13 protein-coding genes are annotated in these 21,500 nt (G+C 68.0%); 5 read left to right on the top strand and 8 right to left on the bottom strand.

Annotated features, from left to right (window positions below):
- Positions 1 to 248: 248 nt before the first annotated feature.
- The 5 genes from tyrS to Pla175_RS16110 all read right to left on the bottom strand — a co-directional run bounded on the left by tyrS (position 249) and on the right by Pla175_RS16110 (position 5,723).
- Positions 249 to 1,529 carry a tyrosine--tRNA ligase gene (tyrS, locus tag Pla175_RS16130; RefSeq protein WP_145287233.1) on the bottom strand — a complete coding sequence of 427 codons (1,281 nt, stop codon included), beginning with the start codon at positions 1,527 to 1,529 and terminating at the stop codon, positions 249 to 251.
- A 200-nt stretch (positions 1,530 to 1,729) separates the two neighbouring features.
- On the bottom strand, positions 1,730 to 2,479 hold the full coding sequence (gene ispD / locus Pla175_RS16125; protein ID WP_145287230.1) for a 2-C-methyl-D-erythritol 4-phosphate cytidylyltransferase: 750 nt from the start codon (positions 2,477 to 2,479) through the stop codon (positions 1,730 to 1,732).
- 16 nt (positions 2,480 to 2,495) lie between these two features.
- Positions 2,496 to 3,104 carry a pyroglutamyl-peptidase I gene (locus tag Pla175_RS16120; protein WP_145287227.1) on the bottom strand — a complete coding sequence of 203 codons (609 nt, stop codon included), beginning with the start codon at positions 3,102 to 3,104 and terminating at the stop codon, positions 2,496 to 2,498.
- A 299-nt stretch (positions 3,105 to 3,403) separates the two neighbouring features.
- Complete coding sequence (locus tag Pla175_RS16115; protein WP_145287224.1) at positions 3,404 to 4,189, bottom strand: hypothetical protein; 786 nt, start codon at positions 4,187 to 4,189, stop codon at positions 3,404 to 3,406.
- Positions 4,190 to 4,505: 316 nt separating this feature from the next.
- Positions 4,506 to 5,723, bottom strand: a complete 1,218-nt coding sequence (locus Pla175_RS16110) for an SH3 domain-containing protein (protein WP_145287222.1) — start codon at positions 5,721 to 5,723, stop codon at positions 4,506 to 4,508.
- A gap of 156 nt (positions 5,724 to 5,879) precedes the next feature.
- Here Pla175_RS16110 and Pla175_RS16105 point away from each other — a divergent pair, with 156 nt between their 5' ends.
- The 3 genes from Pla175_RS16105 to Pla175_RS16095 all read left to right on the top strand — a co-directional run bounded on the left by Pla175_RS16105 (position 5,880) and on the right by Pla175_RS16095 (position 14,149).
- Positions 5,880 to 7,763, top strand: a complete 1,884-nt coding sequence (locus Pla175_RS16105; RefSeq protein ID WP_145287218.1) for a serine/threonine-protein kinase — start codon at positions 5,880 to 5,882, stop codon at positions 7,761 to 7,763.
- Positions 7,764 to 7,772: 9 nt separating this feature from the next.
- Complete coding sequence (gene hemL / locus Pla175_RS16100; protein ID WP_145287215.1) at positions 7,773 to 9,053, top strand: glutamate-1-semialdehyde 2,1-aminomutase; 1,281 nt, start codon at positions 7,773 to 7,775, stop codon at positions 9,051 to 9,053.
- A 4,133-nt stretch (positions 9,054 to 13,186) separates the two neighbouring features.
- Complete coding sequence (locus tag Pla175_RS16095; protein WP_197526902.1) at positions 13,187 to 14,149, top strand: SAM-dependent methyltransferase; 963 nt, start codon at positions 13,187 to 13,189, stop codon at positions 14,147 to 14,149.
- A gap of 59 nt (positions 14,150 to 14,208) precedes the next feature.
- Here Pla175_RS16095 and Pla175_RS16090 read toward each other — a convergent pair whose 3' ends face one another.
- Positions 14,209 to 15,573, bottom strand: coding sequence for a DUF1598 domain-containing protein (locus Pla175_RS16090; protein ID WP_145287209.1), 1,365 nt, complete (start codon positions 15,571 to 15,573; stop codon positions 14,209 to 14,211).
- Between the two features lie 334 nt (positions 15,574 to 15,907).
- Here Pla175_RS16090 and Pla175_RS16085 point away from each other — a divergent pair, with 334 nt between their 5' ends.
- Complete coding sequence (locus tag Pla175_RS16085) at positions 15,908 to 17,944, top strand: sigma 54-interacting transcriptional regulator (protein WP_145287206.1); 2,037 nt, start codon at positions 15,908 to 15,910, stop codon at positions 17,942 to 17,944.
- A gap of 74 nt (positions 17,945 to 18,018) precedes the next feature.
- On the opposite strand, the gene ndk is transcribed toward Pla175_RS16085, so the two are convergent.
- Positions 18,019 to 18,477 carry a nucleoside-diphosphate kinase gene (gene ndk, locus Pla175_RS16080; RefSeq protein ID WP_145287203.1) on the bottom strand — a complete coding sequence of 153 codons (459 nt, stop codon included), beginning with the start codon at positions 18,475 to 18,477 and terminating at the stop codon, positions 18,019 to 18,021.
- Between the two features lie 139 nt (positions 18,478 to 18,616).
- Here ndk and Pla175_RS16075 point away from each other — a divergent pair, with 139 nt between their 5' ends.
- On the top strand, positions 18,617 to 19,471 hold the full coding sequence (locus Pla175_RS16075; RefSeq protein WP_231953930.1) for a deoxyribonuclease IV: 855 nt from the start codon (positions 18,617 to 18,619) through the stop codon (positions 19,469 to 19,471).
- A gap of 197 nt (positions 19,472 to 19,668) precedes the next feature.
- Here Pla175_RS16075 and Pla175_RS16070 read toward each other — a convergent pair whose 3' ends face one another.
- Positions 19,669 to 21,432 carry a sulfatase-like hydrolase/transferase gene (locus Pla175_RS16070; protein WP_145287199.1) on the bottom strand — a complete coding sequence of 588 codons (1,764 nt, stop codon included), beginning with the start codon at positions 21,430 to 21,432 and terminating at the stop codon, positions 19,669 to 19,671.
- Positions 21,433 to 21,500: the final 68 nt, after the last annotated feature.

The following is a 21,500-nucleotide window of genomic DNA, read 5'->3' as shown; positions in this document are numbered from 1 at the left end:
GAAGCGCCAAGACGGACGCGGTATGAGACAGGATTTACGGGATGAACAGGAAGGGAGGAGGTTGAATCAACGCTTTTGTCCGGCGATGAGAGCGCTCCCCCGTCAATGCCCAAAGAAAGATCAGCTCGATCCTATCTATTTTCCTTCTCCGCGCTCTTGGCGTCCTTGGCGGTTCCCTTTTTCCGTCCCGTCAGTTGTGGCGTCCTTGGCGCTCGTGGCGTCGTGGCGGTTTCCGTCCGTCCGGCGGCCTACTGAAAACGGAGCAGGGCGTAACGCTTTTTGCCGCTGCGGAGCACCATCACCGTGTCGCTCGCCAGGTCGGCCGTGGTGAGCTGGGCCTGGGGGCTCTCGACGCGGCGGTTGTTCACGTAGGCGCCTCCCTGCTCCACGGCGCGGCGGGCTTCCGCCTTGCTCTTGGCCAGGGTCGAGGTGACCAGCGCGTCCAGCACGTTCAGGCCGTCGCCCGCCAACTGGGTGGCGGGGAGCTGCTGGCTGGGGACGTCGGCAAAGATGTCCGCCAGCACGCCGTCGTCCAGGTCGCTGATCTCCGCCCCGAAGAAGACCTCGGTCGCCTTGCGGGCGGTCGCAAGCCCGGCGTCGCCGTGGACCAACCGGGTCAGCGTCTCGGCGAGCCGGCGCTGGCTCTGGCGGGCCGCCGCGCTCGCCGCGCGGTCCGCGTCGAGCGCTTCGATCTCCTCACGCGGCAGCTCGGTGAGCATCCGCAGGCAGGGGCTCACGTCGGCGTCGTCTACGTTCACCCAGTACTGGTAGAACTGGTACGGGCTGGTGCGGCGCGGGTCGAGCCACACCGCGCCCTGCTCCGTCTTGCCCATCTTCGAGCCGTCGCTCTTCGTGAGCAGCGGGCAGGTCATCCCTTGCAGCGACGCGCCGTTCATCCGCCGGCCCAGGTCGATACCGGCCGTGATGTTGCCCCATTGGTCGCTGCCGCCGACCTGCAGCTCGCAGCCCAGCGTGCGGTTGAGGTGCACAAAGTCGTACGCCTGCAGCAGCATGTAGCTGAACTCGGTGTAGCTCATCCCCGTGTCGTCGCGCTCTAGCCGGCTCTTGACGGAGTCTTTGGCCAGCATCATGCCGATGGGGAAGTTCTTGCCGACGTCGCGCAAGAACTCCAAGAAGGTCATCGGCGCGGTCCAGTCCGCGTTGTTCACCAGCAGCGCGGGCCGCTGAGGGGCGTCGAAGTCGAGGTAGCCGCTCATCTGCGCGCGGAGCCCCGCTACGTTGGCCGCGAGCTGCTCGGGGGATTGCAGGTTGCGTTCGGCGCTCTTGCCGCTGGGGTCGCCGATCATCCCCGTAGCGCCACCCACCACGGCGATCGGCTGGTGCCCGGCCCGCTGGAACCGCCGCAGCAGCAGCAGCGGCAACAGGCTGCCCACGTGCAGGCTGTCTGCCGTGGGGTCGAAGCCGCAGTACAGCACACGCGGTTTGGCGTCGAGCCACGCGCCCAGGCCGGCGTCGTCGGTCGTCTGATGGACTAGGCCACGCCAGCGGAGGTCGTCGAGGAGATTCATGGCAGATCGCTAGAAACCTACGAAGGGAGAGGTGGGGATGGAGAAAGGGATGTGGGGATTGGTTTTACAGGGGCCCAGCGTGTTCGGAAGCCAACAGCCTGGTGGGTACTAAGAAATTCTCTCGGGGATCGGTTCGACTCGAACCCTGGTGAGGCCCATCCCCACATCTCTTGTTATCCCCACATCTCCTATCAAACCCATCACCTAAACAAGTCATCATCCGCAAACGGGTTGCGGCCCCCCTCGGGCTTTGGCTTGGGGAGGGCGCGGAGGACCTGTTCGGCCAGTTTGAGGTCGGCCTTGGTGGTGATCTTGATGTTCAGCGGCGAGCCCTCGACCAGCGCCACCGGTTTGCCGAGCCGCTCGACGAGCTGGGCGTCGTCGGTGGCGTCTGGGGCGTCTGGCTGGGCGTGGGCGGCCGTGATCAGCTCTCGGGCGAACACCTGCGGCGTTTGCGCCTCCCACAGCCCGTCGCGGGGGGCGGTTTCTTTGACAAAGACCGTTTCCCCCTCGACACGTTCGCGCTTCAGGGTCGACGTGACGCGGTGGGCCAAGATCGCGGCGCCGTGCGCCTGGGCCGCCTCGAACACCTCGGTCAGCATGCGGTCGGTCAGGCAGGGGCGGGCCGCGTCGTGGATGGCGACGAAGTCGACGTCGTCCCGCACGTGCCGCAGCCCGGCGTCGACGGACTGGGCGCGCGTCGCGCCGCCGTGGCAGGAGGTGATGCCGAGGATCGCGAGGTTGGCGCCGAAGCGGCGGTCGAACTCCTCGTCGTCTTCCTCTGCGATCACGACGATCACCTGCTCGACCCCCGGGTGGTTCAGGAACCGGTCTGCCGAGTGGAGCCAGACGGCGCGGTTGTTCAGCATGGCGAACGGCTTCTTGTAGAACGGGTCGCCAAACCGCGCGCTCTGGCCGGCCGCCACCAAGATTGCTGCATAGGTAGGCATCGGGGCTGGTTCCTCCTCAGGCGAGCGCCGGCTGGCCGACCGAGGCGATCATCAGCTCGACCGCGGCTACCGACACGGCCAGCGGCAGGCTGGGCAGCGCGCGTCCGGAGGCGATCACCTGCTGCGGCGTCAGCGGCAGGTGCGCCAGCACCGCCTGGCAGTCGTGGCCGTTTTGCTCGTTCCAGTAGTGGGCGTAGTACATCGCTGCGTTGCAGAGGTAGTCCCCGGCGTGGTGGGAGACCTCGCACGGCACCCCACGCTCGGTCAGCGCCCCGCGCCACTTCTCCAGCGGCAGGCCGCTGCGGTAGGCGGCGGGCCCGTCGGTCACCAGCGGTCGGCATTGGCCGTTGGTCTGGGGGCCGGCGCCGGCGACGTTGATCGCGAACCGTTCGAGCTGCACCACTGCGCTGCCGGGCGACTGGCCCAGGCAGAGCACGGCGTCAAACCGCGTCTTCAGGTCGCTGGCCAGGCGGTCGCGGAGGGTGTCGTAATCGACCGGGTAGCGCCGCGTTGTCAGCCGGGCGTCGCCGGAGTAGGTGCGCGTCAATTGCTCCAGCACCAACCAACTGGCGTTGTCTTGCCAGACGTCGTAGGGGCCAAACGCGGTCAACAGCACTCGGGGCATGCCCAGGATTGGAAACGATTTGCTGCGGCGGTGCAATCGCTCGCCCCACGGGATAACCGCCAAGACGCCACGAACGCCAAGACGCGCCACGACGGACGGACGGGACGGGGAACCGCCAAGGACGCCAAGAGCGCAAAGTTTAAGGAAGAGAACGTTAAGCCCGACAAGACGATGCCGATCAGCAGAGCCGCGAACGATTCGATCCCAAGCAAGGAGGGAGTCAAATTGCACTCTGCGATAAATCCAGTCTCTCTGTTCTTCTTGGCGCTCGTGGCGGCTTGGCGGTTTCCGTCCGTCGCTTAACGGGCCGCTACGTCGTCGACGTTGTACCGCCGGGCGGTGGCGTGGCTCTGGCGGATGAGCTCGTCGCGGCCCTCCAGGCTCACGCGGTCGAGCTTGGGGGTGAGCGCCGCGACGCGGTCCGGGTCGCTCTCCGCCGAACGCGACAGCACCGAGGCGAACTTCATCGTCTCGGTGAAGTTGTGGTCAGCGGTAGTTCCGATCACCGACTGCAGCGTGCGGGCCACCAGCTCGGTCGCCTTGCGCTCGAACATCACGAACGAGTCGAGCCGCCCCGCGACGTACGGCCGGCCGTCGGTCTCGATTGTGGACCCGGTGCGCAGCAGCAGCACGCACTTGGCCTCGACCGGGCCGGGGATCGGCGGGCTGTGGTACGAGCCGTCAACAAACAGCAGCAGGCGGTTCTGGGCGCCCGGCTCGTAGCAGGAGTTGAGCACCCGCATCACGCCGGAGGTCCCCAGCTTGTCGGTGGCGCGGAACTGGTTGTCGGAGATCCGCTCGAGCTCCAGGTTGCTGACCCCCAGCACGTTCCACAGGTTCACCACGACCTCGGGACGCTGGCACAGGAGCGAGAACATGTCGGGGTCGCAGTCGACGACCCGCGTCGGCATCCGCCGATAGAGCGAGGCGCCGTTCACGACGTAGCGCACCAGCCGCTGGTCTTGGTGCGACAGCTCACCCCACGGGATCGCCTTCTCGGCGTCCTGCCTGGCGGCGTGGCTGGTGGTGGCTTCCATGGAGTCGGAATCTGCCGCGCCGGCAACCGGCGCGTACAGAGCCGCCATCAACAGGGCATGCCATGCCCACCGTGCGTGCGCACGGACTCCCCCTCTTGGCGCCATCGAGCCCCCCCTAATGGCGATGCGACGATCCGTTCCACGGCGCCCCCAGCGTCCGCGGCTTCGACCCTACCGATACTTCCGTAAAGTTCGGTCAGGCAAACGGCGCCGCGTGAGCTAAACCGGCGCCAGGGCGCCAGCGTAGGGCGCAACACAGCGCGAGCAGGGGCGTCCCCGCCCCCGGCGCGGTGCGGCAGCAGGCGGCCGTTCGAGACGCGCCGGGGGACGGGGAGGCCCGGCTCCCGCGGTTGCCAGGTGAGACCTACCTCAACACGCTTTCGACCGGCGTCACGCGGCTGGCGGTGACGTGCTGCTGCTGGTATTCCGGCATAAAGCCGCGGACGCCACGCACGCCCACCCGTTTGCCCAGCAGGGGCTGGAGGTTGAGGTCCGCGCTGGGGGTGAGCAGCGAGACGATCTTGCCGTCGTCGCCAACCAACGCGTACGCCGGGAACCCGGGCCGCGAAGAGACCACCTGGCGGACCACCCCCACGGCGTCGTAGCCCCCCGGGGCGCCGGCGCCCCCCGACGCGTTGGGCTGGACCTGCTCGACCGCGATCGGCCCGCTCCCGGCCGCGGCCGGGAACCGGCGGGGCGCCGCGAGCCTGTCGGTCGGAATCGGCCCCACGCGGCTCGCGCGGTAGCGGCCCGCCAACGCCGCGAAGCGGTCGGCCCGGGCCGCGAGGTCGCGGACCGCGGCCCGCTGTTGCTCGTTCTCTGCTTGGCTCATCAGGGTCGCCGCGGCTGCTTCAACGGCTTCGAACCGCCACAGATTGGGGGGCTCGGCCACGGTGCGGGCGAGCCGCACTTCTAGCACCGCTAGCTTGGTGGCGAACGGCGCGTCCGCGGGCAGCTCGATCGGCGTGACCGGCACGGCTGGCCTGGCCTCGGCGCCGGCGGCCGGCTGCGTCGGCCCCGCCGCGCCCGATTCTTCTTCGAGCACGGTTGTCGTGACCCATCCGGAGGAGTTCTTCTCGACCCGGTCCGGCGTGGGGCGCTGGGCCGGACCGTCGCCCAACGCGGTGGCGTCGATCCAGCGGAACTCGCCCGCTGGGGGCAGGATCTTCAGCCAGCGGCTGGTGTCGACCTGGGCCTCGCCGATCACCTGGACCCGCTCGCCCAGCTCAAGCCGCACGTGCACCGCGTCGTGCTGATCGGGGGCGAGCACGCTGCCGACCCGCGACGCCACGCCTTCGCGGGTGATGGCGCCGACGCCGTTGCCCAGGGTCTCGATGTCGGACGCCGGCGCCCAACTAAACTCCCCCTCCGGGGGCCGGATGGCGCAGAAGCCGTTGGGCAGGCGCTCGTAGACCTCAACGCTGGCGCCGGGGTCGAGCCGCTGGGTGGCGTAGTAGGAGGGGTCGGGCCCGCTGCGAACCACCGCGCCGGCCGGCCCAACGATGGCGGTTTCGGCCGCGGGCGCCGCGGGCGTACCGAGGCACAGCAGGGCGGCGGCGAGCAGCGATCGGCGAGAAATCATCGGCGGACTCCGGGCGCAGACATTTTGGCGGCCCCCCCAACCGCCCCGTCGTATAGGCGAATCACGGGTTTCGGGCAATCGCAAGGCGAGCCCCCTACGCGTGGGGCCCGCGCATGGGCATCGTCCCCCGCGTGCTGGCAGGTTAAAGTGGCAGCAATGGAGCTCCCCAAGCGATTCGGCCCCTACGCGATCACCGGCCCGCTCGGAAAGGGGGGGATGGGGCAGGTCTACTTTGCCACCGACGAACGGACCGGCGAGAAGGTCGCCCTAAAATCGCTAAGCCCCCATCTTGCCGAGGCGGACGGGTTCCGCGAGCGCTTCGAGGCAGAGATCGAGTCGCTCAAGACGCTCCGCCACGCCGGCATCGTCCGCCTGCTGGGCTATGGCGAAGACGAGGGGGTGCTGTACTACGCCATGGAACTGGTCGACGGCTACAGCCTCGACCAGGAGCTCAAGGCGGGCCGGCGGTTCACCTGGCGCGAGGTGGCTCAGATCGGCGCCCAGGTCTGCCGGGCGCTCAAGCACGCCCACGACCACGGCATCGTCCACCGCGACATCAAGCCGGCCAACATCCTGCAAGACAAGCAGGAACGCGTGAAGCTGGCCGACTTCGGCATCGCCCGGCTGTTCAGCAACAGCCCGCTGACGACCGCCGGCGGCATCCTCGGCACCGCCGACTACATGTCGCCCGAGCAAGCGGCCGGTCAGCCGGTGAGCGACCGCACCGACCAGTACAGCCTGGGCTGCGTGCTCTACACGCTGCTGGCGGGCCGTCAGCCGTTCAAGGCGAACTCGCTGCCGGAGATGCTGCAACTGCAGCGGTTCGCCGAGCCCGAGCCGATCTCACGGTACGCCCCCACCGCGCCCCGCCAGCTCGAGTCCGCCATCGCCCAAATGATGCGCAAGAACGCGGCCGACCGCTTCCCCAACACGCTGGTGCTGGCCAAGCACCTCGAGGCGATGGACCGCGCGCTCTCGCGTCCGGCGCAAGACGACTTCCAGGTCCGCAGCGAGCCGCTCTCCAAGTCGACCCTGGCGCTGCCCGACTCGCTGGCGGGGAGCGTGACGCGCGCGTCGGGCGCGGACACGCCGGGCTACTCGCAGGCGCCCATCTCGTTGTCGGAACCGGCCGAAGCGGCCGAGCGACGCACCCACTTCACCGCCGTTGGCGAGGAGGGCTGGCGCGACCCAGACGAAGAACCGTGGTCCTGGCCGGCGGTTGTGATCAAGTCGTTGCTCGCCCTGGTGTTGCTAGCGGCCGTGTGGCTGGCGGGGCAGTGGGCGCTGCGCCCCCCGTCGGCCGACAGCCTGTTCGCCTCGATCGAAGGGGCCGTCGTCAGCCGCGGCGACGACGGCCTGAGCGACTCCGCCAACCGCATCGATCGGTTCCTTGTCCTCTACCCGACCGATCCCCGGGCAGACGCGGTGCGTGAGCTCGCGGACCAGCTCGAGCTCAACCGGCTCGAGAAGCGGCTCAGCGTGGAGTTCCGCCTGGGCTCGGGCGGCGGCGGGGAGAGCCCGGAGCGGGCGCTCTACTTCGAGGCGATGCAGCTCGCGCAGACCGACCCCGACCTGGCGATCACCCGGCTCGACCTGCTGCGCGACATGCTCAGCGGAGGCCCCCCCGAGGGCGCAGAGCCGTCCGCGGCCGACCTCCGCGCCAAGTTCCGCGTGCTCGCCCAAAGGCAGCAGGAACGTTTGCGCACCGAGGTGAGCGAGTTCCGCGCCGCCCAGCGGCGGCTGATCGTCGAGCGGTTGGGGGTCGCCCAGCAGGTCGCGGCCGAGCGGCCCGTCGTTGCCCGCAACATCGCCGTCGGCGTGATCGGGCTCTACCAGCAGCAGCCCTGGGCCGCGGACCTGGTGGACGAGGCCAAGACGATTGTGGATCGCCTCCCCGATCCGGAGCAACCCGACCCAGATCAGACCGGCCCAGATCAGACCGGCCCCGCTCAGGCCAGCAAAGCAGAAGCCAGCGCTCAGCCGCCCCAGCCCGCCGACCCTGCGGCCGAGACCGACCCTCCACAAGCTTCCAAACCATAGGGAACCGCCATGAAAGCCCACCCCAAGAGCGCAGACGCTTTCGCCAAGGCGCGCCGGCTGATGCCCGGCGGCGTCAACAGCCCGGCCCGGGCGTTCGGCGCGGTCGGCGGCGAGCCGATCTTCATCGACCGCGCCGAGGGCGCCTACCTGTGGGACATCGACGGCGCTCGCTACATCGACTACATCGGCTCGTGGGGCCCGATGATCTTGGGGCACGCCTACCCGCCGGTGGTCGAGGCGGTGCGCGACGCGGCGCTGCGCGGGACCAGCTACGGCGCGCCGACGCTGGCCGAGAACGAGATCGCAGAGCTCATCATCGACTGCGTCCCTAGCATCGAGCGGGTGCGGCTGGTCAGCTCCGGCACCGAGGCCTCGATGAGCGCCCTGCGTCTGGCGCGCGGCTATACGGGGCGCGAGTTAGTAATCAAGTTCGCCGGCAACTACCACGGCCACGTCGACAGCCTGCTGGTGGCGGCCGGCAGCGCCGCCGCCACGCTGGGGGCGCCCAACTCGCCCGGCGTGACGCGTGGCGCAGCCAAGGACACGCTGGTGCTGCCGTACAACAGCCCGTCCGCGTTGGCCGAAACGTTCGCCCGCTGCGGCGACCAGATCGCGGCGGTGGTGTTCGAGCCGGTGTGCGGCAACATGGGTCTGGTGGCGCCGACCCAGGCGTTCTTGAAAGCGCTCCGCGACCTCACCCGCCAGCACGGCGCGCTGCTGCTGTGCGACGAGGTGATGACCGGCTTCCGGCTCTCGCTGGGGGGCGCCCAACAGCGGCTGGGGATCGAGCCCGACCTGACGATGCTCGGCAAGATCGTCGGCGGCGGGCTCCCCGTGGGCGCCTACGGCGGCGTCAGCGGCGTGATGGCCCACGTGCTCCCCGAAGGGAAGGTCTTCCAGGCGGGCACGCTCAGCGGCAACCCCCTGGCCACCGCCGCCGGCATCGCCACGCTCCGGGCGCTGCGCGACGATCCCCCGTACGAGCGGCTCGAAGCCCTCACCGCTAGGCTCGAAGCCGGCCTCAACGAAGCGGTCGCGGCGTCGCGTGCGACCGCCCGGGTCCAACGCCTTGGGAGCATGATCACGCTCTTCTTCTCTGCCGAGCCCGTCACCGATTGGGACACCGCCAGCCGCTGCGACACGGCCCGCTTCGGCCGGTTCTTCTGGGAGATGATGGACCGCGGCGTCTACCTGCCGTGCAGCCAGTACGAGGCGATGTTCGTCTCCGCCGCGCACACCGAACAGGACATCGATCAAACCATAACCGCCGCGCACGAGGCGCTGCGCTAGCGCGTTGGCCGCGACGCGCAGCGGAGCGCTTTGCGCCGAGTGACATGGCGAGCATCCCTAGCACGCACAGCGCCAGTGCTCCCGGTTCGGGTACGCCGGCCGACGCGACAGCTCCCAATGCCGGCCCCACCGCGCCGAAGTTGGCCTTCCACGCGTCGTAGTCCTCGCTCGTGACCATGCCCGCGGTGACCGTCTCGTTGGGCAGCGCGATCGCCAGGCCCAGGTTGTCCCGCCACACCGTGTAGTCGGCGGCGTCGACCGTGCCGTCGTCGTTGTAGTCGCCGGCCAGCGCCATGGGCGCGTTAACGACGACCAACTGCACGTTGGAGGGGTTGTAGAGCACGTCCCACGCCAGGCCCGCGCCGAGCGCCGCGCCGGAGAAGTCTTCTACGGCGAACGTGCCGCTGCGTCCCCCGACGGCAGACAGGATGGTGAACGTGTCTCCCAGCGACGGGACCAACACGCCCAGCACGTTCACGTCCAGCACGCCGTCGAGGTCCGCCAGGCCGCTGGCGACCAACCGGTCGTAGTCGCCGATCCCCGTGCCGAACAGGTCGACGACCAGCCGCCCGGTCGAGGCCTGCTCGAAGTCGTTCACGTCCGCCCGGCCCGCGGAGGCGCCGGTGTGGATCTCCATGTCTCCCTGGTTGGTGACCTGCACGCCCACATCGGCGCCATCGACCAGCGTCAGCACGGCGCCAGAGATATTGACCAGCTCCCCGCCGCCGGAGAACAGGGCGCCCACGTTGACCTGCGTGCGGAGGTTGTCGAGCTCCAGGTTGGCGTTCAGCGTGCTGCTGCTGCCGGCTTCGAACACGGCCGTGCCGCCGATCCGCAGCCGCGACGCGGCGCCGGCCGCCACGGTCATCGTGCCGCCGAAGTCGGTGGCGTTCGTGGACTGGTAGGTCCCCTTGGAGAGGGTGATGTTCGAGGCGGGGTCGAACTCTAGCTCGAAGCCGTTGGCAAACACCGTGCCGCTGTTGGCCTCGACGGCGCCGTTGAACAGGAAGGCGGCGTTGTCGCGGAGCTCAAGCGTGCTGTTGTTGGCCCGCAGCACCCCGGTCGAGGCTAGGCCGTCCCAGTCTGTGGAGTTGTTCTGCACGATGAGCGTGCCGCCGCTGGACTCGATGAGCGTGTCGTTACGCACCGCGGCGGTCACCAGGCCGTGCCCGCCGATGCCCGCCGCGCCGCCGTTAACGATGCTGGCGCCCTGCAGGGTTCCGCCGCTCAGCAGCACCTGCTGGGCGGCGTTGGTGTTCCACACATTGGTCACGTTCAGCACGCCGGTGGAGTCGGCGGTTCCAAGGCGGCCTACGTCGGTGATGGGGCCGGTGAGGTTGAGCGTGCCGCCGCGGGCGAGCAGGCGGCCGTTGCCAATGATTTGCACCTCGGCGCCGATCGTGCCGAATCCGACCAGGGCGTCGGTGGAGCTGGCCCCGAGCCTGCCGGGGCCGCTGATGGTTCCGCCGGCGATGGTGTTGGGGTTGGCGAAGTCGCCCCCGTTGAGGTTGATCGAACTGCCGGCGGCCACGTTCACCTGACCGGTGACGTCGACGCGGGCGGACAGCGAGCTGTTGCCGGTCACGTCGACCGTGCCGCGGAGCTCGACGTCCGCGCCGTCCAGATGGAACGAGGTGAATCCGCCCCCCAGGCCGTTCAGGTCCAAGAGACCGTCCATCACCCAGGAGTCGGTTCCCGGCAGGTTGACGTTCAGGCGGCCGGAGCCGCCGATCTCGATCTCGTCGTCGTTGAACGTGTTGTCGGTGTTCGAATCGATGGCTCCGACGTTCAGTGTAAGGATTCCCCCCAGCAGCAGCCGGTCGCCGCCGTCAATGGTAAATCCGTCGAGGTCGAATGAGCCTGAGGGCATGTCGACGGTGAGCGTGCCGAAGGTCGTTGTATCCGAATCGAGCTCGATCGCGCCGGCTCCTGTGAACGCCACGCTGTTGGTTGATAGGCTGGCGCCGGTGAAGCGCAGCGTGGCGCCCGCATCGACGTTTACCGTGGGCGTGCCGCTCATGTTGACCACCGACGAGATGACCGATATCCCCGAGCCCGCGACCTGCACGTCGCCCGAGATCGAGATCGTATCGCCGGAGAGGGTGGGCGCCCCTGAGGCGTTGCTCATGTTGAGCTGGCCGGCCATCTCCCACGACCCGTCGGCGACTTGCACGTCGACGCGTCCCGAGTTCATCGTGAGCGTGCCATTGAACTCGTCGCTGCTTCCGGTGTCGATGTTCTCGACGTTGATGTTGAGCTGGCCGCCGGCGTTGACGACGGTTTCGGAGAGACCGTTCCCGTCCCAGTTGAAGTCTTCGCCCGATTCGGGCGTCCCCGATCCAACGGTTACCGTGTTGTTGACGATGATGGTCGCCGTGTTGGAAGGGCTTATGCTCAGGGCCCTAGCGTCGAAGAAGCTGGCAAAGTTGTCGAACTGAACCGTGGCTTCTTCGGTCGTGGCGACGGCGAGCACACCGTCGGTGTATCCGGCCGCGTTAAAGTCCAGGAACGAGAGGTGGTTCTCGAACACGCCTATCCCTTGGGTGATACTGATCCGTGTGCCCGTTCCAGAGACGCCCAGAAGACCCCCGCGTAGCGTCGAGGTTCCGCGGTTCATGTTGATGACGCCGCCAAAGTTGAGCGACCAATCGTTGGTGATGTTCACCGCGTCGCCGGCGCCGATGTCCATCGTGCCGTTGAACGGGTCGTGCAGCGGCGCCTCGATGTTGAGCGTGAGCGAGGTCGTTCCCAGTGGAAAAACAAGGCCTGTCCCTTCGTCATCCACATCGACGTAGCCATTGTTGCTTACTCCGTCGAGGTCGACCGTGCCCGTGCCACTGACGCCGTTGTTGATCGTCAGCGTCCCCGGCATGCTGAATCCAACGAACTGGCTCGGGCGCCCCGAAACGAACAGCCGGCCGGAGTTCTCCATCGCCCGCCCAACCGTGGCGCTGTTGACCAGCTCGATCGTGCCGTGGCCGCCGGCGGCGCCGCCGGAGTTGATCTCGAACAGGCCGCTCTCGAGCTCGATGACGCCCCCGCCGGTTGAGCCGCTTTCGCCTTGCATGCGGACCGTGGCGCCGCTGTTGACGATGATCCCTTCGGCGTCGAGACCTTCCTGAGTCGCGTTCGGCCGGGGTTGGACGTCAAGAAAGGAACCCACGCCGCTGACCGTGGTGAGGCCGTTGACCAACAATTCATTGCCGTTGGTTTCGACGTCGGCGGCGTTTCCGATGGTGAGCGAGGCGACGGTAAAGGTTTGATCGACGATGGTCGTGTCGCCCTGCGCGGCGGCGACGTTCGCCCCGCCGGTGTTCACGCCGACGAACACATCGTCGCCGGACGGGCTGCCGTCCGGACTCCAGTTGCCGAAGTCGGACCAGAGTTTGCTAGCGCTGCCGCCGGCGTCGTCCCAAAAGATGTTGATCGCGTGGGCAGGCGCCAGGGGCAGGGCAAGAAGGGTAAACAGAGCAAGCGTGCGGTTCAGAACAAGCATCGTTTCGACTCCCTAAATGATTCATGGCGAGCGCGCACCGGCAGAGCGGCGCGACCAAGCGGGCGCGGAGGAGCGCGCAGCCCGGCCACAGTTTGCGGCCGAGGCGTTCGGTGTAGCGGCGTCTCGCGTGAATAGGGGCGAGCGCTGCCGCGCTACATCGACGAGAGGTGGCGTAGCATAAGCAGGTTCCTTGGGCGTGTCTGTTGGCAGTCCACACCGGGCGGTCGCAGCCTACAGAGGCGACCGCCCCGCACTTGCTTCTAACGCACCCCAGCGGGGGTCGTTACGTTAAAAGTTTGAAAGAACACGATGTTGAGTGATGGCGCCGGCGCCGCACCGAGCGGGGCGCAACCTTGCGGGCATCCTAACGCGCTCAGGTCGGATTACAACCAATCTCTGAACGATCCACCAGATTTGTCACCTCGTAGTGCGGTCGGCGCGCCGTGAGCTAGCAACCCGGCGGGCCGGCGCCCAGAGATTGGCGACCGTGGTAACACGCCACGCGCCGCTCGTATGGGGAGGTGTGAATGCGGGGCGAAGACCGGCGTGATTGCACGCCTGCCGCCACGCGCTAGAATTCCGCTATCAGCGGATTCGTCACGCACCTCTTGGGGGCGGGCGTCGGCCCGCAATGATCGTGGCTACTCTTGTATCCGTCGCGGCGCCAGCCGCGGAAGTCGCTCCGCGCGTCCGCTCTTGCTACGACGTGCTGTCGCTCTGGCCCGCGTGCGGGCTCAGCGACTTCACCGACGGCAAGTACGCTCCCGGCGAGCCAAACAGCCGTCGCGCTTACCTCGCGGCGCAGCACCGTCAGGCGGAGTACCTGCTCGACCAGGCCCGCGTCTCTGCGGGGTCGCGTCTGCTCGACATCGGCTGCGGCTACGGCCGGGTGCTGAAGCAGGCCCGCGACCGCGGCGCCCGCGGCGTGGGGGTGACGATCTCGCCCCAACAGGCAGACCGCTGCGGGCGCGACGGGCTCGACGTGCGGCTGTTGAACTACCGGGACATCCTTTCGCTTCCCGAAGCCGAGTGGCGCGGCGCCTACTGCGCGGTCATCGCCAATGGTTCGCTGGAGCATTTCGTGCAGCCAGACCAAGCCGCCCGCGGGGAGACCGACGCCGTCCTCCACGAATTCTTCACCACTAGCCGCTACGCGCTGTCTAGCGGCGGCCGGCTGGTGACTACGGCGATCCACTTTGTCCGCGAAGGGCAGTACGACCCGCGCGACGTCATGCAATCGCCAGACCATTGGCCTCACGGCAGCGAGCTGTACCACTGCAGCAGCCTGCAGCGCTCGTTCGGCGGCTGGTACCCAGAGCCGGGGCAGTTGGAGCGGTGCGCGGCGGGCAATTTCACGTTGCTGCGCGAAGAAGACGGCACGCACGACTACCTGATGACCAGCGAGTACTGGATGCGCCGCGTGCGCCGCCAGTTGATGCTGAACCCGCGGGCGTGGTGGAGCGCCGGCGGCGCGCTGGCAAAGTGGCCCCGGCAGTCGCTGCAGATGCTGCGGTGTCTGCTGCTAGACGAGTCGTGGACCAAGCAGTTCCGCTCCCCGGCGCCGACGCGGCTGCTGAGGCAGACCTGGCGGGCGGTGTAGGACGTCGCTGCGGAGCACGTCGCACTTGACGCCGCGCTACGTTCGGGCGCGGGTGGTTGTTACTGCCACCACCAGTTCGAGGGGGCCTTCGCCACCGTGTCGCGGACCTTCGCCACTTCGGCCGATTCTTCGTTGCGGTCGGCGATTTCCCATGGGAACATCTGCACACCGCCCGAGGCGCTGATGATCCAGTTGCGGCCCTTCTTGATGAAGCTGGCCTGCGACGCGACCTCGCGCGGCGCCGGGTACTGTTCCAGCTCTTCTTTCTCCATCAGCCAGGGGAGGCTGGCGCCGGTGCGGCGGATCAGCTCGCCCTTGGCGATCACGGCGCCCACCACCGCGGCGTCCATCACGTTGCGCAGGTGGCCGAAGGCCGAGTCGTGGTCGGCGAGCTCTTCGTACTGCTCGGAGAGCTTGTCGGCCCAGCGTTGGGCGACCGGGCTGCTCTTGCCGCTGCGGGTGCGGTCCCCTTCGGCGTTAACGAAGTCTTCCTCGGTCATGCACTTCACGCCGGGGCCGCGCAGCTCCCAGGCCAGGCCGTCCGCGTCGCGGAGCAGCGGTTGGTAGTCGGTCGCCAGCCACCAACGCGGCAGCATGTTCTTGGTGTTGGGTCGGCTGGGGAGCATGTCGAGGTAGCTCACCAGGCCGGAGATGGGGGCCGGCTCGAAGTTCATCGCCAGCCGCTTCATGCGGAAGTCGGCCGCCACGATCACGCGGGCGAAGTGACTGTCCGCGGGGATGCCGGTGACCGAGACCGTCTGCGGGCCGAGCGCCTGCTCAATCCGCCTGGCCGCCTCGGCGGGACCCATCGCGGCCGTTAGCTGGCTGTTGACCTGCTGCACGCGGGCGAGCCCCTCTCTGGTGGGGTCGATCGAGCAACTGATCGTGGCGCTCGAGTCCTCGGCGGCGCGGAGGCCGACGATCAGGTCTTCGAGGAACAGCACCGGCCGATTGGTGGTTTCGCCGACGGTGTTGCCCAGCCGGTCGACCTTCCACCCCTCGGCGGGGCCGGCCAGCACGATGTCGTTACGCTCTGGGTAGACCAGCACGTACTTCACCCGCAGCAGCCCGGCGCAGTAGCGCACCGCGTCCGGCAGCGGGCGGCCCGCCTCGCGGCATTCGGCGATCTGCTGCTCTAGGCCCTTGAGCGAGACGAACCGCAGGTCGGTGTAGGGGGCCAGCTCGGCCGGCACGGCCGCGAGGCCGCTCTGCCAAGCGGCCAGCAGTTGGGCGGCGTCGCCGACCTCGGGGGTCGAGACGACGCCGTCTGCGTCGATCAAGATCCCTCCGACGGCGCCCCCGCGGATCAGCCCGCCGGCCGCGGCCCAGTCCGCCGACAGGGCGGCGGCGCCCAGGGCGAATGCGGCCAGGAAAATCCAACGCGCCGGCAAGCGGCGTACAATGAGTGACCCGGGGCGTCGCATCGCGATCAAGTCCTTAAGGGCGGCAATCAGCGTGAAAATGGCCAAAGCAGCACGGCGCATCGCCGCTGCGACTTCTGGTGTAGAACGGGGAGCTTCTGATGTAGAATAGTTGCTAAGTCGTGTCGGTTCAATTGTTTTCGCATTGCCATACTCCGCGAGTCGAGGCCATTTCGGGGCCTTTTTTCGGGCTGGCAGAGATCTAACGTCTCTGGCCCGATGAAAGGGGCCCCGGCAGGGCCCCGGCTGGGGGGGCCCTGAGCAAGGGGGCCTACCCCGCTCGGTCCGCGGCCAGCTTGTTCGCAACCCGTCAGCCCAAAGATTCCCTCGGACGCCCATGACCGCGTATTTGGTGATCCGCGAAGGCGCCAAGTGGACGGACGTGTTCCGTCTGGTCGATGGCGAATCGGTCACCATCGGGCGGGCCCCTACGAACGTTATTGTCGTCAAAGACGAACGCGCCAGCCGCAATCACGCGGAGGTGTTCCAGTCGCAGGGGCGGTGGATGCTCCGCGACCTCGACAGCCGCAACGGCGTCACCGTGAACGGCGAGCGGGTCACCTCCGACTACGAGCTCACCCCCGGCGAGATCGTGCGGGTGGGCAACACGCACCTGGCGTTTGTCGACAACCTGTCGCAGGCCTTCCCCGACACGGGGGGGGTGCTGCGGTCGTCGCGCCCGGTCACCGAGGGGGTAGCGTCCGAAGACGCCGAGAGCGTGCTGGACAGCGTGCTCGACCCGGTCGAGCCGACCAAGATCACCCACCGCCGGCGCCAGAGCAGGTACCTCGACCCGGCCGACGCCGCGCCGGAGCCCGAGGGGGACTCGGTGCCCCACGTCGGCCGAGCGGCCGCGGCGCTCTGCCGGATCGCCTTCGAGCTGGCCAAGGCCGGAGACGTGGTGACGCTGGCCGGCACGGCGCTGACCGGGTTGTTCGAGAGCACGCACATCGACGCCGGCGGCGTGCTGCTGCGCGAGCGCGACTCAACCGGCGCCCGCACCAGCGACAAGCTTGAGGTGATCGCCAGCCGCAGCGACTCTTCCCACAGCTACCAACGCGTCTCGCCGTTCCTGGCGGGCACCGTGATGCGAGACGGCCAGGGGGTGCTGGCCCGGAACGTGATGGAAGACAGCCGCTTGGGCGCCCGCGACAGCAGCGGCGACCTGCTAGCCGCCAGCGTGCTGTGCGTGCCGATCCGCCATCAGGACCAGGTGCTGGGCCTGGTGCACCTCTACAGCACGAACCCGGAGCGGCTGGTCGACCCGGACGACCTGGAGTTCTCGATCGCGGTGGCGGACACCGTGGCGGTGGCGCTGGAGAACCTGAACCAACGCCAACTGCTGGCCGAGAACCTCAACCAGGTGCGCGACGAGAACGTTGAGCTGCGCCAACGCCTGGAGGTGCAGAGCGAGATCGTCGGCGGCAGCGACGCGACGCGGCGCGTGGAGCAAGAGATCGCCCGCGCCGCGCCGAGCCGGGCGACCGTGCTCATCCGCGGCGAGAGCGGCGTGGGCAAAGAGCTGGTGGCCCGGGCCGTGCACTACAGCAGCCCGCGGCGCAAAGGCCCGTTCGTGTGCCTGAACTGCGCGGCGCTCAGCGAATCGCTGCTCGAGAGCGAGCTGTTTGGCCACGAGAAGGGCGCCTTCACCGGCGCCACCGACCGGAAGGTCGGCAAGTTCGAGGCGGCCAACAAGGGGACGCTGATGCTCGACGAGATCGGCGAGATGAGCCCCACCATCCAGGCCAAGTTCCTCCGCGTGCTGGAGGGGCACCCGTTCGAGCGCGTCGGCGGCGCCCAGGCCGTGCAGGTCGACGTGCGTGTGATCGCCGCCACCAACCGCGACCTCGAGCAGGAGGTCGCCGAGGGCCGCTTCCGCCGCGACCTCTACTTCCGGCTGCACGTGCTGGAGATCGTGGTGCCGGGCCTCCGCAAGCGCCCCGACGACATCCCGCTGCTGGCCGAGCACTTCCTCCGCCGCTTCGTGCAAGAGACGGGCCGCAAGGTCAAGGGATTCAGCCCGCGGGCGATGGAGCAGATGCTGCGTTACCGCTGGCCCGGGAACGTCCGCGAGATGAAGAACGTCATCGAGCGCGCGGTGGTGCTGTGCCGCGGCGACTACATCGACCAAGAAGACCTGGTGCTCTCAACGCTAAAAACGTCCGGCGACACCGAGGGCAAGATGGCGCCCTCGGCCGGCGGGTACCGCGAGCGGTCGCTGGCCGACGTCGAGGCCGACCACATCCGCGCCACGCTGCACGCCAACGAGTGGAACAAGAGCCGCACCGCGTCGATCCTGGGGATCGAGCGGTCGACGCTCGACCGCAAGATCAAGCGCTACAACCTGGAGCCGGCGGGGAGCTCGACGGGTTAACCACCGAGCGACGGAGCGCACAGAGAAGAACACTAGCTGGAACCGCCGATCGGCGGTTCCATTTCTCTTCCCGCTTACTCGTCCGCGGCGCGGAGCCACTTGGTGAGCGTCGGCGCGTCTTCGATCAGCTCTTCCGGCTTGAAGTACAGGGCGATCTCGCGCTTGGCCGCATCGGGGCCGTCGGAGCCGTGCACCAGGTTCATCTGCTGGCTGCTGGAGAAGTCGCCGCGGATGGTGCCCGGCGCGGCCTTCAGGCCGCTGGTGGCACCCAGCATGTCGCGGACCACCTGGATCGCCTCAAGCCCCTCGACCACCGCGGCCAGCACGGGGCCGCCGGTGACGAACGATTCGAGCGTCGGGTACCAGCCCTTGGAGACGTGCTCCGCGTAGTGCTGCTTGGCGAGTTCCGGCGTGATGCGGATCAGCTTCATCGCCACGAAGTTGAGCCCCTTTTCCTCAAAACGGGTGATCATCCGCCCCATCAAGCGGCGCTGAACACAGTCGGGCTTCAACAGAATCAAAGTGCGTTGCATAGGATACATCTACAAGAGGACAAAACCCGCCCAGCAGCAGCCGACCTACGGTCGGCGCGGCGACAATCACTGCTTTACTTCGCCAAAGTCTAAACCCCACCCCTATCCCCCTCAACCCTGCGCCACTACCCTCCCACGCATGGCTATCTTAGGCGCCCACATGTCGATCGCTGGCGGCTACTACAAGGCCGTCGACGCCGCAGCTAAGGCGGGCTGCCAGTGCGTGCAGCTTTTCACCAAGAACAACAACCAGTGGCGGGCCAAGCCGATCGTCGAAGACGACGTCCGGCGGTTCGCCGCGGCGATGGCAGAGCAGCAGATCGGCCACCCGATCTCGCACGCCTCGTACCTGATCAACCTGGCCTCGCCGGCCCAGGAGCTGTGGACCAAGTCGATCGACGCGATGATCGTCGAGCTGCTGCGGGCCGAGCAACTCGGCGTGCCGTACGTGGTGGTCCACCCGGGCGCCTACACCACCAGCTCGGAAGCAGAAGGGATCGCGCGCGTGGCCGCGGCGCTCGACGAGGTCCACGGCCAGGCGCCCGGGTGCAAGAGCCAGCTTCTGCTGGAGACCACGGCGGGGCAGGGGAGCTGCCTCGGCTGCACGTTCGAGCAACTGGCCGGCATGATCGACGCCTCGGCCGACCCCGACCGGCTGGGGGTGTGCCTCGACACCTGCCACGTGTTCGCGGCCGGCTACGCGATCGGCGACCCCAAGAGCTACCGCGCCACGATGACCCGGTTCGGCAAGCTGATCGGCCACGACAAGCTTAAGGCGCTGCATCTAAACGACAGCCTCAAGCCGCTCGGCTCGCGCGTCGACCGCCACGCCCACATCGGCCGGGGCGAGCTGGGCCTAGAGCCCTTCCGGCTGCTCCTGAACGACCGCCGGTTCAAGAAGACGCCGATGTACCTCGAAACGCCCAAGGGGGAAGAAGACGGCGAAGACCTCGACGTGATCAACCTGCGTACGCTGAGGGGGCTCGTCGCGTAGGGTGCGATGAAGCGAAGCGTAGTCGCACCTTGCCTCGCCCTGGCGAAAAGTCTGGTCAGCAACGGACCGCATCAGCGGATCGCTAGCGACGTCGCGCGAACTAGGGCCTGTCGGGCGCTTCGCAACTCCCGTAGGCGTTACCGCTGTTTAGATTGCTACATCCAAGGTGCGATTCCGCTGCGCTCCATCACACCCCACTACCTCGCTTGCTTCCACACCTCGGAGTCGGCCTGGTCCACTACGCCGTCGCCGTTGCCGTCGGCGCCGGTGTAGGGGGGGACCTTCTGACCCAGCGTGTCGCGCCACACGGTGTAGTCGGCCGCGTCGACGGCGCCGTCGAGGTTGTAGTCGCCCGGCGTCAGGTGCCGCAGGTCCGGGCCGGCCCAAGCGGGGTTGGCGACGTACCAGTCGTCGTCTTCGCCGACGCCCTGCAGCAGCGCGGCCCGCTCGAGCACCTTCTTCTGCGCGTTCTTGGTCGGGTCGGTCAGATCGATCGCTTTCGACTCGGTCGGGTCGGTCGCCAGGTCGTACAGCCGAAACTCGCCGTCGCGGAGCTTAATCAGCTTCTGGTCGCCGCGGATGATCGTCCAACTGGCGGTCGGGTTGCCGGTCTGGCTCCTCTCAAAGTTCTCTGAGACGATCATCTTCTTCGGACGCGGCGCCCCACGGCCGGTAAGCGTGCTGGCAAGCGACACGCCGTCGATGCCGGCCGGCGCGTCGGCCCCGGCCAGCTCCGCGGCGGTAGCCATAAAGTCGCACAGGTCGGTCGGCGTGGCGTTGGTCTTGCCGCGCTCATCGGGCCCCAGCTCCGCGTCCCAACGCACAATCAGCGGCGATCGGATCCCCCCCTCGAACAAGTCACGCTTGCCCCCGCGCAGGCCGGCGGTGAGGTCGAGGTTCAACAGCCCCTCTCTCCCCAGGCCGTCCTCGGGGGTGGGGCCGTTGTCCGAGGAGAAAATGACGACCGTGTTCTCCAGGATGGAATCCGACGTGTCGCCGTCGCCGTCTGGATCGCTGAGCCGCGCGACGAGCGAGCCGATGCTGGCGTCCATCCGCGACACCATGGCGGCGTGCTTCTGTTCCTTCTCGTTCATGCCCGCGGCGTTGGCGTAGGCGCCCAGGCCGGCCGGAGCAATCTCTTCTCCCTCGAGGTTCAGCAGCGGACCGACCGCAGCGATCTCGTCGAGGTCGAAGTGGGGGATCGTGTAGTTCACCTGCATGTAGAACGGCTCGGCCTTGCCGGCGTGGTCGCGGACGTACGCCTCGCTCTTCAGGCCCACGATGTCGTGCGTGTACGCCGCGTGCAGGTTGGCCGGGTTGTTGCCGGTCTTCTCGAGCCACAGCCCGTGGTCCGATTGGGGCTGGTATTTCTCGCCGATCTCATCCACGCCGTCGTTGTCGTCGTCCGCGGGCTCGACAGTCGTCCAGAGCGAATCGACCTGATAGGAATGGGCCCGGCCGTGGTTGAGGTAGCCGTAGAACTCGTCGAACCCCTTGTTTTGCGGCAGCGTAGCGGCGCGCTCGATGGTGGGGTTGGGACGCAGCTCGCCGCTCCCGCCTGAGCCCCCCCAGCCCCACTTGCCGAAGATGCTGGTGGCGTAGCCGGCAGACTTAAGCACGTCGGCCACGGTTTTTTCTTCCGGCAGCAGGCCCGCGCCGATGTTGGCGTTGCGGTCGTTCGACCCGTGGCCGGTGTGCAGGCCGGTCATCAGCATGCTGCGGCTCGGCGAGCAGACGGTGGCCGAGTAGTGGCGGGTGAAGTTCACGCCGCTGGCGGCCAGGGCGTTGAGGTTGGGTGTCTTGATCGGCGAGTCGGCGTTGTTGAACTGGCCTTCGCCCCAACCCATGTCGTCCGCGAAGATGTACACGATGTTAGGACGCGCAGGCTCGGCGGCCGTGCTTGGAAGCGCCAGAGCAACCACGCCTGAGAGCGTCAAACAGCGAAGAAGAGCAAGTCTCATAAGTAGTGTTCCCGGAGATCGCGGCGTTCAGCGTCAACAGCAGCCCCACTATCTTACCAGACAAAAGG

Origin of the sequence: Pirellulimonas nuda (assembly GCF_007750855.1) — a bacterium.
In the GTDB taxonomy this organism is placed as follows: domain Bacteria; phylum Planctomycetota; class Planctomycetia; order Pirellulales; family Lacipirellulaceae; genus Pirellulimonas; species Pirellulimonas nuda.
Note: the sequence above shows the minus strand (reverse complement) of the source record. Positions and strands in the feature narration are given on the sequence as shown.